Genomic DNA, 14,727 nt, shown 5'->3' with positions numbered 1-14,727 from the left:
TCCTTGATTTATTTAGAACGAAAGACTTCGTCGCCAGCAGCGCCGCCGCCCTCGTTCAGTGAGCGGACTTATAAGAGAACCCCACCGAACAAGTCAACAGCCGAAAATGCGAATTCTAAAAAAATCGGTCAAGCTATTGATAATAAAAGGTAGTTTCCAATTTATCCTATTAATTACCAACGATTAATGATTCCAGCACGACTTTGCAGGAAGCATAGCATGCCTCGCCTATATGGGGTTTCATGTTCGCAATAACAGGGGTTTAAGCCTTACGATCAATCCGCGGACGGGCTGAAACGGGCGACAAGAGCGTGCGCATTTCCGGGATAGGTGAACCGCACATAGGTGACGGCGCCGGAATTGCTCCATGTCCGGCGCTCCACGACGAGGCAGGCCTGCTTTTGAGATATGGCCAGCAGGCGCGCAATCTCTTTCGACGGCGTTTCGGCACTGATACGGTGTTCGGCATTGCTCCACGGAACATGGCCGAGCAGCCACGGGCCGGGCGCGACGCCGCCGAAATCGGCTTCTGCAGCCTCCGGCACGGTCACGAGGTTGACAAGGCGCTGCTCGATACAGAATTCCCGCTCGCCCGCGAAGTGAAGACAGACAATATCCAGCAGCGGCGCGCCAGCTGCCATGTCAAGCCGTGTACGGTCGTCTTTCGTTGCCGTACGCTGCGTGCACTTCAGAACCTTGAAACCGTAATCAAGACCGAGGGATTCAACCTCGGCCCTGATGTCGTGAATTTCGAGAACTGCCGACTGGATCTGCGGTTGACGAACGAAACTGCCGGATTTCTTGCGTCGCTCGATCAAACCCGCCTTGGCGAGCTGACTCATGACCTTGTTCACTGTCATGCGCGAGCAGTCATAATGGGTGGCAAGATCGACCTCGAACGGCAGCCTGTAACCGGGCGGCCATTCCCCCGAGACGATCCGCCCCTCTATATCGCTGAGGATCGTCTGGTGCAGGGTCTGTCCGGCCGATGCCTTTGTCACGTCCGTGATACCTTTCCGCACGGGCTCTTTCTCGTTCTCGCCGAGCCCATATCAGCTATTAAGAAGTTCGGCCATGACCTGGTTGAAACGATCCGATATTTCCCGGCGACGGATATGCTGACCCGCCTGCACCTGTTTTTCGCCACGGACCCAAACGGTATCGACACGGACATTGCCTGCAAATAACCATTGGTCGAGGATCTTTGACGCGGGAAGATAGGGCACGGCCGAAATATCGAGCGCGACAAGATCGGCGCTCTTTCCCTTTTCGATTCTACTTTCTGACATGAGTGCCCCGCCACCGCCTTCCAGCGCCGCCTGGAAAAGTTTTTCCCCGGTGGAACTGCCCGCGTCGGCTATGACATTACGCGCGCGCCGAGACAATCGTTGGGAATATTCCAGCGTGCGCAGCTCTTCAGCAACCGAGATGAGAATATTGGAGTCGGATCCGACACCGAAATGTCCGTCTTCCGCGAGAAAATCCGGAGCGTGGAAGACACCGTCGCCGAGATTGGCCTCCGTGACAGGGCAGAGGCCCGCAACCGCGCCGCTCCGTGCCATGCGGCGTATCTCCGCTTGCGTCATATGCGTGGCGTGGATGAGGCACCAGCGCTTATCGACCGGCGCGTTCCCGAGAAGCCATTCCACTGGCCGCGCACCGGAAAAAGCGAGGGAGTCCTCGACCTCTTTGATCTGTTCCGCCACGTGAATATGGATCGGCCCGTCTTTTGCGAGCGGCACGATGGCCGCAAGCTCATCACCGGTCACAGCGCGCAGGCTGTGCGGCGCGATGCCAAGCGCCGCACCCGGAAGGGATTTGACGACAGCCTGTGCGCCCTGCATCAGCTTCTCGTAACTGTCAATTGAATGGATGAAACGTTTCTGCCCGTCGATTGGCGGCTGAACGCCGAAACCGGAATGCGCGTAAAAGACCGGCAGCAATGTCAGGCCTATACCCGTTTGGGCAGCGGCAGCGCCTATACGCTCCGCCATTTCGGCGATATTTCCGTAATGTGAACCGTCCCTGTCATTGTGCAGGTAATGGAATTCTCCGACCCTGCCGAAACCGGCCTCCAGCATTTCCATATAAAGCTGTGCAGCAACGGCCTCGACATGGTCAGGCGTCATGGAGAGGGCGAATTTATACATGACCGTGCGCCAGCTCCAGAAACTGTCGTCGGCAGGCCCGCGGATTTCGGCAAGTCCAGCCATGGCCCTCTGGAAGGCGTGGCTGTGAAGATTGGGCATGGCCGAAACGATGACGGCATGGCGTTCATCCTGCCGCTCGGGAGAAACACCGTTTTCGACCGATGAAACAACCCCGCCATTACAGACGATACGGACATCCTGCGCCCACCCGCCGCTGAGAAGTGCCGCACCTGCGTGAATTGCCGTCATACCACCCTCTCCTCTTGTTACGACATCGGGCAAGGCCATTTCGGACAGAAAATGCGGCTTGCCAAGCCGATTATTATGTATATACATTTACGCCATAAAGGAAAGGCGAAAAGCAATGCCCGGGAACAAATCTGCAAAGGGAGCGGCGATGGGAAACGCAACGGCCTTGTGGCGTAATGCCCGGCTGGCCACCTTCGATCCATTGAGGGAAGGCATCGGCGCAATCGAAAATGGCGTGATCGCCGTCAGCAGCGGTCGCATCGCATTTGCTGGCTCGGAGAGCGATCTGCCCGCTTATCTCGCCGCCGCGGAGGAAATCACCGATTGCGACGGGCGCTGGATCACTCCCGCTCTGATAGATTGCCACACCCATCTGGTCTTTGGCGGCAACCGCGCCATGGAATTCGAAATGCGGTTGAATGGCGCGACTTATGAAGAGATCGCCAAGGCGGGTGGCGGCATCGTGTCCTCCGTGCGTGACACACGCGCGGTTTCGGAGGATGTCTTGATAGCGCAAGCGCTGCCCCGTCTCGATACGCTTCTTTCCGAGGGCGTCTCGACGATCGAAATCAAATCCGGTTACGGCCTCGATATAGATACCGAATTGAAAATGCTGCGTGTTGCCCGCAGGCTGGAGACGCTGCGGCCGGTGCGGATCGTCACCAGCTATCTGGCCGCCCATGCGACACCCGCTGAATATAAGGGTAGGAACGGTGACTATATCACCGATGTCGTTTTGCCCGGGCTGGAAAAGGCACAGGCGGAAGGGCTGGTCGATGCGGTGGACGGCTTCTGCGAGGGCATCGCATTCTCCGTCGAAGAAATAGCACGCGTTTTTGAAAAGGCGCGGCAGCTTGGTCTGCCCGTCAAGCTGCATGCCGAGCAGCTTTCCAACCTGGGCGGCGCAGCGCTTGCCGCCTCCTGCGGCGGGCTTTCCGCCGATCATCTGGAATATCTGGATGAATCAGGCGCCAAGGCACTGGCCAAGGCGGGAACCGTGGCCGTACTCTTGCCCGGCGCCTTTTATGCGCTTCGTGAAAAACAGGCTCCGCCGATGCAGGAATTGCGCGATGCAGGCGCGACAATCGCCCTCGCCACCGACTGCAATCCAGGCACCTCACCGCTCACTTCCCTGCTTTTGACCATGAACATGGGTGCAACGCTTTTCCGCATGACCGTGGAGGAATGCCTGGCAGCGACAACGCGCAATGCCGCCAAGGCGCTTGGCCTGCTTGCGGAAACCGGCACGCTGGAGGCCGGGAAATCCGCTGATCTTGCAATCTGGGATATCGAACGCCCGGCCGAGCTTGTCTATCGCATCGGTTTCAACCCGCTCCATGCCCGCATATTCAAGGGACAGAAGGTTTCTCCATGACCATGACGACCATTACGCTTCACCCCGGCAACGTGGCCCTGGCCGACCTGGCCGGCATCTACTGGAACAACGGCTCCGCGAAGCTGGACCGCTCGTTCGACGCCGGCATCGAAAAGGCGGCTGCCCGCATTGCCGAGATTGCCGCGGGTAATGCCCCCGTCTATGGCATCAATACCGGTTTCGGAAAACTTGCCTCCATCAAGATCGATGCAGCCGACGTGGCAACGCTGCAGCGCAATCTCATCCTGTCGCATTGCTGCGGTGTAGGCGCGCCGCTTCCTGAAAATGTGGTTCGGCTGATCATGGCGCTGAAGCTGATTTCGCTTGGCCGCGGCGCTTCCGGCGTGCGGCTGGAACTGGTGCGGCTGATCGAGGCCATGCTGGAACAGGGCGTTATTCCCGTCATTCCCGAAAAGGGTTCCGTGGGCGCTTCCGGCGATCTCGCGCCGCTTGCCCATATGGCGGCGGTGATGATGGGCGAGGGTGAGGCTTTTTATCAGGGCGCTCTGCTGCCCGCCGGCCAGGCGCTGATGAAAGCCGGGCTGACGCCGGTGGTTCTCGCCGCCAAGGAAGGGCTTGCCCTGATCAATGGCACGCAAACCTCCACCGCACTGGCGCTTGCCGGGCTTTTTCGCGCCCATCGCGCCGCGCAGGCTGCGCTGATTACCGGCGCACTTTCCACGGACGCCGCCATGGGGTCTTCCGCTCCATTTCACCCGGATATTCACAGCCTGCGGGGCCACAAGGGGCAGATCGACGCGGGATCTGCGCTTCGCAGCCTGCTCGACGGCTCCGAAATCCGCATCAGCCACATTGAAGGCGATGAGCGGGTGCAGGATCCCTATTGCATCCGCTGCCAGCCGCAGGTGGATGGCGCCTGCCTTGACCTCCTGCGGCAGGTGGCCCGCACACTGGAAATCGAAGCCAATGCGGTGACCGACAATCCGCTGGTGCTTTCTGACAATTCCGTCGTGTCCGGCGGCAATTTCCATGCCGAACCGGTGGCCTTCGCCGCCGACCAGACCGCGCTCGCGATTTGCGAGATCGGGGCCATCGCCCAACGCCGTGTCGCGCTACTGGTCGATCCGGCGCTTTCTTATGGCCTGCCCGCTTTCCTTTCCAGGAAGCCGGGGCTGAATTCCGGGCTCATGATCGCCGAAGTCACGTCCGCAGCGCTGATGAGCGAGAACAAGCAGATGGCACATCCGGCCTCGGTGGATTCGACGCCAACCTCGGCCAACCAGGAAGACCATGTCTCCATGGCCTGCCACGGAGCGCGGCGACTTTTGTCGATGACCGACAATCTATTTGCCATCCTCGGGATCGAGGCGCTTTCAGCCGTTCAGGGCGTAGAACTGCGCGGGCCACTGAAAACCAGCCCGGAACTGCAAAAGGCCATTGCCGTGCTACGGGCCGCGATACCTTCGCTGGAGGAAGACCGTTATATGGCGCCGGATCTCAAGACGGCGGCGGAGTTGATCGCCTCCGGTGCGTTGGTCGCCACGATTTCGGACGGCATCCTGCCGAAGCTGGAGGCTTGAGATGAGGCACGTTTTAACCTTCGCCAACTCTGTTCTTGCAGGGGGTAAACCCACGGAGAAGAGAGGCAATCGATGAAGCCTCCCTTTGCCCTTCACCAAGGCACTTCGCCGATCATCCTCGGTCTGCCTCACACCGGCACGGATGTTCCGGCGGAGATTTGGAGCCGCCTCAACGACAACGGCAAAATTCTGGCCGATACGGATTGGCACATCCATGAGCTTTATGCCGGGCTTCTGGAAAACGCGACAACCGTGAGGGCGACGTTCCATCGTTATGTCATCGACGCCAACCGCGACCCGGCCGGGGTGAGCCTTTATCCGGGCCAGAACACGACCGGGCTGGTTCCGGACACCGATTTCGACGGCAAGCCTATCTGGAATGAAGGGCAGGAACCCACGCCGGATGACATTGCGGACCGTCTGGAAAACTTCCACGCGCCCTATCATGCAGCTCTTGCCGCCGAGATCGAGCGGATCAAGGGCATCCATGGGATCGCCATTCTCTATGATTGCCATTCGATCCGTTCGTACATCCCCTTCCTCTTTGAAGGCAAGCTGCCGGATTTCAACATCGGCACGGATATGGGCAGAACCTGTGATCCCGCCATCGAACACATCGCCGTTGAGGCCACCGCCGCCGCGCAAGGTTACGACAGCGTTCTGAACGGCCGCTTCAAGGGTGGCTGGACGACGCGCCATTATGGCACGCCGCAGAAAGGTGTGCACGCAATCCAGATGGAGCTGGCACAATCCACGCATCTGCAAAGCGAGGTGCCGCCTTTTGCTTATGACGCGGGCAAAGCCGAACGCCTTCGCCAGCATCTCAAGACGATTCTCACGCGCATGGAAGAATTTGCGCTCGACACGAAACGATAAGGGGAAATCTTATGAACAATCCGCGCCATAATATTCGCGACGTTCGCGCACCGCAGGGCACCGAGCTCAATGCCAAAAGCTGGATGACGGAAGCGCCGCTGCGCATGCTGATGAACAATCTCGACCCTGATGTTGCCGAGCGACCGCATGAGCTGGTGGTTTATGGCGGCATCGGCCGCGCCGCCCGCACATGGGACGATTTCGACCGCATCGTCGCGACGCTGAAGGATTTGAACGAGGACGAGACCCTGATCGTGCAGTCCGGCAAGCCGGTCGGCGTCTTCCGCACCCACAAGGATGCGCCGCGCGTGCTGATCGCCAATTCGAATCTGGTGCCGCATTGGGCCAACTGGGATCATTTCAACGAGCTGGATAAGAAGGGCCTGGCCATGTACGGCCAGATGACGGCGGGTTCCTGGATTTACATCGGCACTCAGGGCATCGTGCAGGGAACGTACGAAACCTTCGTGGAGGCTGGCGGCCAGCATTATGGCGGCAATCTCAGGGGCAAATGGATCCTGACCGGCGGTCTCGGTGGTATGGGCGGCGCGCAGCCGCTCGCCGCCGTCATGGCCGGCGCCTGCTGCCTTGCCGTCGAATGCGATGAAACCCGCGTCGATTTCCGTCTGCGCACCCGTTATGTTGATGCGAAGGCGCATACACTCGATGAGGCGCTGGCGCTGATCGATCAATGGACCAAGGCCGGCGAGGCCAAGTCCGTCGGCCTGATCGGCAACGCGGCGGAGATATTCCCGGAACTTTTCCGTCGCGGCATCCGGCCCGATATCGTGACCGACCAGACCTCGGCGCACGATCCGATCCATGGTTATCTGCCTGCCGGCTGGAGCGTGGCCGAATGGCGCGCCAAACAGGAGAGTGATCCACAGGCCGTTGCCGCTGCCGCTCGCGCCTCCATGAAAGTTCACGTCCAGGCCATGGTCGATTTCTGGAACGCCGGCGTTCCGACGCTCGATTACGGCAATAATATCCGCCAGGTCGCAAAGGACGAAGGGCTGGAAAACGCCTTCGCTTTCCCCGGCTTCGTGCCAGCCTATATTCGCCCGCTGTTTTGCCGAGGCATCGGGCCGTTCCGCTGGGCGGCACTTTCCGGTGACCCGGAGGACATCTACAAGACCGACGCCAAGGTGAAGGAACTACTGCCCGACAACAAACACCTGCACAACTGGCTGGATATGGCGCGCGAACGCATCGCGTTTCAGGGCCTGCCTGCCCGCATTTGCTGGGTGGGGCTCGGCGACCGCCATCGTCTCGGGCTTGCCTTCAATGAAATGGTCAGGAACGGTGAGCTGAAGGCGCCCATCGTGATCGGCCGCGACCATCTCGATTCTGGCTCCGTCGCCTCGCCCAACCGCGAGACCGAATCCATGAAGGACGGTTCCGATGCCGTATCGGATTGGCCGCTGCTTAACGCACTGCTTAACACTGCATCCGGTGCAACCTGGGTATCGCTGCATCACGGCGGCGGTGTTGGCATGGGCTTTTCCCAGCATTCCGGCATGGTCATCTGCTGCGATGGCACCGACGACGCCGCGCGTCGGATCGAGCGTGTTCTGTGGAACGACCCGGCAACCGGCGTCATGCGCCATGCCGATGCAGGTTACGAGATTGCCGTGGAATGCGCCAAGGAGCAGGGGCTGCGTCTGCCCGGTATTCTCGGCAATTGATGAGCGTGCCGCGCGGTCCATCGCCGCGCGGCATTCCGACCTTGCGTCGGCAAAGCCTCACGGCATTACCCAACGCTCCTTTGACTGAAACTTCCGGTTCGATTTTCTCGTTGTTAGCTGTTGGTCGGTCATAGCCGATCATTTTTAGCGTCTATAACGGCGCGGCAAGCTTTAATGGAGTGCGGAAGACAGCATGGCACCACGGCGTATTTCACTTGCCTTCAGCTTTTTGGTTGGTGCAATTTTTCCGGCTTTTTCTTTGACCGTTCCTGCATCCTCCCAGGCCCAAGAGCCTGTGCCGGTAAGAATCGATGTTGGCGGATATAAGCTCAACAGCCTGTTGCTGGAACCGCAAAAGCAGGCAGAGCTGCCACCGATCGTCTTCCTGCATGGCGCGAGCGCAAGTCTCTACGACCCGCTGTTGTCCTTTGCGGACAAATTCCGCGGTCGCGCAAAACTTCTGTTCGTCGACAGGCCGGGCCATGGCAGTTCCGACATCGGCGGCAAAGATAATATCCTGCCCGACGGACAGGCCGACGCCGTGGCTCAACTGATGAAAAAGCGCGGCATCCGCAAGGCCATCATCGTCGGCCACTCCTTTGGCGGAGCCATTACCGCGGCATTCGCGCTTCGCCACCCGGAGATGGTGTCGGGCCTGGTGTTTCTTTCTCCGGCAGTTTACCCTTGGCCTGGAGGCATCGCCTGGTATTACACGGCGGCAAGCGCCCGGGTGACAGGCCCGCTTTTTTCGATCTTCGTCGCACCGCCCGTGGGTTTCCTTGCGCTCGACCGGGCGACGCGCGGGGTTTTCGCCCCCAATCATCGTCCTCCTGGCTATGTGGAGGCAACGCGCGCATGGGGGGCGTTGAGACCGCAGGCTTTTCGCCATAACGCGCAGGAAGTCGCCGCGCTGAACACATGGGCGCGGAGCGCCTCACCGAACTACTCCAAAATCAAGGCGCCGACCGTCATTATAACCGGCGACACCGACAATGTTGTTTCACCGGATATTCATTCCCGCCAGCTCGCACGCGCTATTGACGGGTCGAGCTTGATCGTTGTGAGGAATCTCGGGCACAAGTCGGACTACGTTGCGCGTGATCTTGTGGTCGCGGCAATCGAAAAACTTGCCGGAAAAAGTGTTGATCTACGCGCCGCGCAAAAAAAGCTTGAACAACGTATCGCTGGCGACCGCGATAAATAGTGCCATCGTCCAGACAAACGACCAGGGAATGCAGCAGATGAGACACCTAGAAAACACCGCCTATACATCAATGCCCTGGAAGAACGGCGGCGGTGTAACGACGGAGATCATCGTTCATCCCGCAAAAGCCTCGATGGCGGATTTCGACTGGCGCATCAGCATGGCCAACGTTGCGCAAGACGGGCCTTTTTCCATATTTCCCGGAATTGACCGCACCCTTTGCATCCTCGAAGGGAAAGGCATGAGCCTCAGCATCGACGCACGCGAGCCGGTGGCGTTGACGATGGCAAGCGATCCCCTGCCCTTCGCCGCGGATGTTCCGGTGGACGCCGTTTTGGCAGATGGTCCCATCGTCGATCTCAATGTCATGTCCCGTCGCGAGCAGTATTCGCATCGCGTCGAAAGACACCGCACCACACTCACTGTCCAGTCGACGGGGTCAACGGCGACAATAATTTTTGCCGTTGATCCCGTCAGCGTCTCATCAGCCGGCCAAACGGTGCATTTGCAGCGACGCGACAGCCTCTTGCTGGAGCGCGGCGCCGGATTTGCGGTGGAGGGCATGGAAGAGGCTGGTCGTTTCTTCGTCGTGACGTTTGATCAGGTCTAAGCTGCTTCCCTCAATCGAGACCGAGCGGGTCGGCAACCCGTGGCCATAGGCCAAGGCTTGCCTTGCGGTAAGGTGTTTTTGCCGGGTCGGTGGGATAGGAGGTCGGGGCCGCGATATAGACGATCTCTGAAGCGATCGGCGCAAAACCCGCGTGAAAATGGTTGGTCGACTTGACGAGCAACACGTCTTTTTTCGCGAAATCGATTCCGAGATTGGAAAAGATATCCGGCTCATAAGTTTGCGTTCGACTGGTGATGAGAATGATGTCGATTTCGGTGCCGAGCGGCCGGACAACGGCGGCGCGGCCGAGCGTGACGCGACTATTACGGAAACTCTGCCAGCCGGTCTCGACGGTGCGCATGACCTTTACTCGGAAATCCAGCGGATCGCCGCCCTGCGGACTGGATTTTCCACCGATGCGAAGATCGAGCTCTGCGCCCTCCCCCGCTGCATGGCAAAAAGACACTGCGATGGGATCCCAGATCGTCGCAACGCCGATCCTGTCCATGCCGCGCTCTACCATGCGGCGCAGAATGTGGGTCGCATCACCCGCAACACCGCCGCCGGGATTGTCCCATATATCCGAAACCACCACCGGCCTTTGCGAATTTGCGCTGCGAATGGCAACGGCCTGGTCGAGACCAGCTTCCGTATCCAGCATCGGCATGGCGGTCAGCCTGCGCATGGCATAAAGTTCACGGCCCAGCTTCTCGGCCAGCGAGTCCCCTTTGGTCCTGTCGTCATCCGTAACAACGACGATGCGTGTGCCCATGTCCGGTACATCACCTGCCATGAATCCATGAATAACGGAGATGGAGAGAATACCGTCTTTGCCCTCCATCGCCTTCAGCCGGTCCACATAAGAACGCATCGGCTCACGGCTGGTCGGATAAATGGTGATCATCCGGCAATCGAAAGTCGAGATGACGGGCCTGATTTCGCCGCGCAGAGTACGCAACGCCATTTCGACGACATGTTCGCCGCGTTCCTCAAAATCGGTATGGGGAAATTCCAGGAACGTCGCCATGATATCCAGGCTTTCAACCCTTAATGCCGTGAGATGGCTATGGGGATCGAACTCCGCCGCAATTAAGACGTTCGGGCCCACCATTGCCCGCATCCGCGACAGGAAATCCCCTTCAGGATCGTCATAGCCCTGCGCCACCATGGCGCCATGCAGGCCAAGAACCACAGCATCGACCGGCAGGGCTGCCCGGAGCTCCGAAAGAATGGTGTCTCGCAGTGTTTCATACGTCTGGCGCTGGATGAGGCCGGCAGGCTCCGCCCAGCAGGACGTGCCCTCGATGACCGTGAACCCTTCCGCCTTGCCGCGGCGCCGGAGAATAGGGACCGGCGAGGAGCATAGCGTCGGCGTGTCCGGATGTTCACCCGGCCCGGCATAGAAAGCCGCACGAAAGGCATCCATATCCGTGGGAACAGGCGAAAACGTGTTGGTTTCGGTGGCGAGCGACGCCGTGAATATGCGCATTTATGGGGTCTCGTTGCCGGAGCTGCCTGCGGGCTGAGCTCGTTTCCTCAAGTTAATTAGCCGGGTAACATTACCAGACCGTGCCGCGTGCAGCGACCTCTTCGACGCGGGTAACAACGCCGTTTCGATGGAACACCATCCTGTCGAAAAGGTTGCTGACGACGCATGTATGGTTCGGTACGACCCTGACGACATCGCCGATCCGGGGACCGCCGGACGCGCAGCCGGAAAGATCTACAACCGCGTGTTCTTCAGAGAGTGAGATGATTTTTGCGCCTTCATGGCCTTCGATCAGCCCATAATCGTTGAAGCCGAGGAGATCGGAGGTCAAAGCCTTGGAGCCGCAATCAAGCACGGCGCGGTCCGCTGCAGGCCGCGAGACAACGGTAGCGAGAACATGCATTGCCAGATCATCGGCCGTGCAATGGCCGGCACGCAACATCGCCCGGTCATTATAGACATAGGTGCCTGCCCGGTGTTCGGTTGCAGAGGGAACGAGATGCGCTGCATAGAAGTCCGGCGAGCCGCCGCTGGAACGAACCGGGCAGTCCACGCCTTTTGCCGCAAGCAGCACCATGGTGTCGCGCAGGAAGCTTTCCACCTTTTCAGCTCCGCCCGGTGCCGGATAGGTCAAGATACCCTTGAATATAAGTCCCGTCGCGGCGACGATTTTCTCAGCAAGTGCCGCTGCCGCCGCCGGTGTCTGCACACCGCAACGCTTTCCGCCGGTATCACATTCAACGAGCACGGCGAGCGGCCGCCCCTCATCAAATGTGGCAGCGAGGCCGGCAACCGTCACGTCGCTATCAGCAACGACGCTCAGCTGAGCTATACGGGAATTCAGCGCTTTCAATCGCGACAGTTTCGCGGCACCAAGAATATTGTAGGTAATCAGGATATCGTCAAAACCGGCGTCTGCGAAAACCTCCGCTTCGCTAACTTTCTGGCAATTGATGCCTATGGCGCCGGCCTGAAGCTGCTGTCGGGCGATGGCCGGTATCTTGTGTGTCTTGATATGCGGCCGGAAGGCCTTGCCATGACTGTCGAGATAGGCCTGCGCCTTCTTTATATTGGCGGCAAGCCGGTCTTCGTCGATCACCGGCATTGGCGTCGAAATGGCATCAAGCTTTGCGCCCTCGTCAGGCCATGGATAGGTCATCATATGCTCTCTAAGCGAAATAAATCAGATACTTAAGCCAAAGGCTTATAAGCGATAACGTCCATTTCCACCTTGGCGTCAACCATCAGCGGGGATTGCACGGTTGAGCGTGCAGGCGGATGATCGATGAAATGTTTCTGGAACACGGCGTTAAAACTGGAGAAATCCCTGGCGTCATCCAGCCAGACATTCACCTTCACCACATCGGCAAGCGTACAATCAGCCAGCGCCAGGACATCCTTGAGATTGGCCACCACCTGCTCGGTCTGGGCGACGATACCGCCAGTCACCACTTCGCCATCAATGGTGGGCACCTGTCCGGACACATAGACGAAATCACCGGCCCGGACGGCCTTGGCGAAGGGCCGACGCTGCCCACCGGCCTGGCTATCTGCGACCTCGAACCGCACCAACTTATTTTTCACCATTCAAGCCTCGCAAATTATTTTCATGATGTTCAATTTTTCTTGCATTTATAGCCGGTTTAACGACGATACTCCATAACCCATGTAAATTATTTAGCAAATGATGAGATTCGTTCGCTTTTCGCGACATTTTTTGAATGTTGCGGATACTTACTTAACGGCCGGCGATTTTTCGCCACGCGTCGAATATGACCTATTGCATCCAGGCCAAAGAGCGTCATCCACGCGGTGACCGTGACTCAACCGACGAGTTTGCCGCGGCAAACTACGCAGTATAAATGAGGAGGCCGGAGAGTTCGGCCCCATTGTTGGGTCCGCAACAGGTATCAGCCTTGTGCGGATAGGAGGCGCTTACCGATCACTCTGTCAGTGATGAAATGCGCTATATCACGAGCCTGGAGTCGAATATCCGGAACGGCGGTAATTTCCCAAAACCGGCCTGCCGTCAGCGCGCCGACGGCGAAGAGACTTGGCCATGCCTGGCCATCCGTGCGCAGCAGCCGGGAATCGCCGTCGACCTCGACACCAAGGCCAAAGGAATCGAGCCGAAGCATCCCGTCAGATCGCATGCTTTCCAGAAGGCGAGAGTGGCCGATACCCGCGCGTTCCATGCCGGTGCAATTGATGACCCGATCGACCTGCAGTTCCTTAATCATCTGTGTATGCCGAACGCGATAACGAATGGAGATGCTCTCCTCCTGTTCATCGATCGCCTGGAGATAACCCGCGTGGATAGTGAGAACGCCGTCTGACAACAGCCTGTCAAAGGCGTCATGCACCTCAGGCGCGATGCGATGTCTATGGATATTCCACCAAGGCAGCGCATGCCGCAAGAACCTTGCGCGTTGCTGTGAGCTGAGGCTCTGCCATAGCGATTGTGTTTTTGGCCGTAAACCGTCCATAACCGAGCGCCATGGCGCCCCGTTGGTCACCTGTTGACGGAGAGATCGTAATAGCTCGCTTATCTCAGTAGAACTTTCAGGCAGACGCGGAGCGCTCGGCGGCACAGGCGGACTAACATGCGGATGCGGAATGAGCCCGCGGCGGGACAGGACATGGATCGGGCCCCGGTGACCTTTTCCGCGCAGCGTCAACACCTGATCGATCATCGTGAGGCCGGAACCAAGGATACAGATACGATCCCCGTTCTTCACCCGGGACAACCATCCCGGCTGCCAGCAGTGGCTCACCACGCGCTGCACGCCCTCTTCACGTTTTGCGACAGTTTGCACCGGCAAACTTGCAGCACCAACGCCGAGACACAGAACGACATTGCGTGCCTGCAATGTCTCGCCGTTTTCCAGGGTGAAGGTAAAGCCGCCTTGTGATTCGGGCCGGCAAGCGGATGCCTTCGCCCGAATAAAATCCACACGCGCCCGCTGTTCCCGGCTTCTGAGAAGACTGGCGAGCCGGTCCCGCAAATAGAGCCCATAATCGCCCCTCGACGCGAATATAAGGGGATCGTTTCCCAGCCCGTTCTGCGCCAACCATTCGACAAAATCGTCTGGGCGGTCCGGGAAGACGCTCATACGCCCCGCGGGCACATTCAGCCGATGATAGGGTAGTTCCGTGCGATAGGCGGTTCCGCGGCCAAAATCCGACTCGTCACCAACGATGGCAATCGACGCCTCCGCTGGCAGTGATGACAGGAGATGGGCTGCTGTACAAATGGCCGAGAAACCCGAACCGACTAGAGCGACGTCATAGGACATTCAATCCTCCAACCAACGACAATGGAATTGCCCGGCAACCGGCGCGAGGCGTCCCATACTCTAGTCATGCAGTAGAGATTAACCAGCTGCGAATGTCTACCCTTGAATTTCCCAACTGCCCCGCCCTAGCGAGATAGCGAAAGTTAGCCGCGGCAAACTTCCGGCCCACCTGCTGTCATAACTCAAGCCGAGGGAGCGAGGGAGCGAGGGAGCGAGGGGAAAAACGAGGCCAAGTTAGCCGCGGCAAACCAG

Annotated in this window: 12 protein-coding genes; 6 read left to right on the top strand and 6 right to left on the bottom strand. The window is 58.8% G+C overall.

The window, feature by feature from the left end; translation table 11 throughout:
* Positions 1 to 275: 275 nt before the first annotated feature.
* A complete protein-coding gene (gene hutC / locus DOU54_RS04370) occupies positions 276 to 1,022 on the bottom strand; it encodes a histidine utilization transcriptional repressor HutC (RefSeq protein ID WP_051634325.1) in 747 nt (248 codons plus the stop codon).
* Positions 1,023 to 1,052: 30 nt separating this feature from the next.
* A complete protein-coding gene (locus DOU54_RS04365) occupies positions 1,053 to 2,399 on the bottom strand; it encodes a formimidoylglutamate deiminase (protein ID WP_113730853.1) in 1,347 nt (448 codons plus the stop codon).
* A gap of 148 nt (positions 2,400 to 2,547) precedes the next feature.
* On the opposite strand from DOU54_RS04365, the gene hutI reads away from it, so the two are divergent.
* The 6 genes from hutI to DOU54_RS04335 all read left to right on the top strand — a co-directional run bounded on the left by hutI (position 2,548) and on the right by DOU54_RS04335 (position 9,690).
* Positions 2,548 to 3,774: an imidazolonepropionase gene (gene hutI, locus DOU54_RS04360; RefSeq protein WP_502695901.1), complete on the top strand. Its 1,227-nt coding sequence runs from the start codon at positions 2,548 to 2,550 to the stop codon at positions 3,772 to 3,774.
* On the top strand, positions 3,771 to 5,315 hold the full coding sequence (gene hutH / locus DOU54_RS04355; RefSeq protein WP_072494964.1) for a histidine ammonia-lyase: 1,545 nt from the start codon (positions 3,771 to 3,773) through the stop codon (positions 5,313 to 5,315). Before hutI ends, hutH begins: the two co-directional genes overlap by 4 nt.
* 72 nt (positions 5,316 to 5,387) lie before the next feature.
* Positions 5,388 to 6,191: an N-formylglutamate deformylase gene (gene hutG, locus DOU54_RS04350; protein WP_113730849.1), complete on the top strand. Its 804-nt coding sequence runs from the start codon at positions 5,388 to 5,390 to the stop codon at positions 6,189 to 6,191.
* Between the two features lie 11 nt (positions 6,192 to 6,202).
* The gene (gene hutU, locus DOU54_RS04345; RefSeq protein WP_113730847.1) at positions 6,203 to 7,876 is read left to right on the top strand and encodes a urocanate hydratase; all 1,674 of its coding nucleotides are present in this window, start codon (positions 6,203 to 6,205) and stop codon (positions 7,874 to 7,876) included.
* A gap of 193 nt (positions 7,877 to 8,069) precedes the next feature.
* On the top strand, positions 8,070 to 9,080 hold the full coding sequence (locus DOU54_RS04340; RefSeq protein ID WP_072494967.1) for an alpha/beta fold hydrolase: 1,011 nt from the start codon (positions 8,070 to 8,072) through the stop codon (positions 9,078 to 9,080).
* A 37-nt stretch (positions 9,081 to 9,117) separates the two neighbouring features.
* On the top strand, positions 9,118 to 9,690 hold the full coding sequence (locus tag DOU54_RS04335; RefSeq protein WP_113730865.1) for a HutD/Ves family protein: 573 nt from the start codon (positions 9,118 to 9,120) through the stop codon (positions 9,688 to 9,690).
* A 10-nt stretch (positions 9,691 to 9,700) separates the two neighbouring features.
* On the opposite strand, the gene DOU54_RS04330 is transcribed toward DOU54_RS04335, so the two are convergent.
* The 4 genes from DOU54_RS04330 to DOU54_RS04315 form a co-directional block, all read right to left on the bottom strand.
* A complete protein-coding gene (locus tag DOU54_RS04330) occupies positions 9,701 to 11,179 on the bottom strand; it encodes a M81 family metallopeptidase (RefSeq protein WP_113730845.1) in 1,479 nt (492 codons plus the stop codon).
* Between the two features lie 70 nt (positions 11,180 to 11,249).
* Positions 11,250 to 12,338 carry a D-TA family PLP-dependent enzyme gene (locus tag DOU54_RS04325; protein WP_072495058.1) on the bottom strand — a complete coding sequence of 363 codons (1,089 nt, stop codon included), beginning with the start codon at positions 12,336 to 12,338 and terminating at the stop codon, positions 11,250 to 11,252.
* A gap of 32 nt (positions 12,339 to 12,370) precedes the next feature.
* Positions 12,371 to 12,766, bottom strand: coding sequence for a RidA family protein (locus DOU54_RS04320; protein ID WP_022563271.1), 396 nt, complete (start codon positions 12,764 to 12,766; stop codon positions 12,371 to 12,373).
* A gap of 323 nt (positions 12,767 to 13,089) precedes the next feature.
* Entirely contained in the window at positions 13,090 to 14,475 is a 1,386-nt protein-coding gene (locus DOU54_RS04315) for an FAD/NAD(P)-binding protein (protein ID WP_113730843.1), read from the bottom strand.
* Between the last annotated feature and the right edge of the window lie 252 nt (positions 14,476 to 14,727).

Origin of the sequence: Agrobacterium sp. MS2 (genome assembly GCF_003261015.1) — a bacterium.
GTDB classification, from domain to species: domain Bacteria; phylum Pseudomonadota; class Alphaproteobacteria; order Rhizobiales; family Rhizobiaceae; genus Agrobacterium; species Agrobacterium pusense.
The sequence above is the reverse complement of the archived record's forward strand: the minus strand, read 5'-3'. Positions and strand labels throughout refer to the sequence as shown.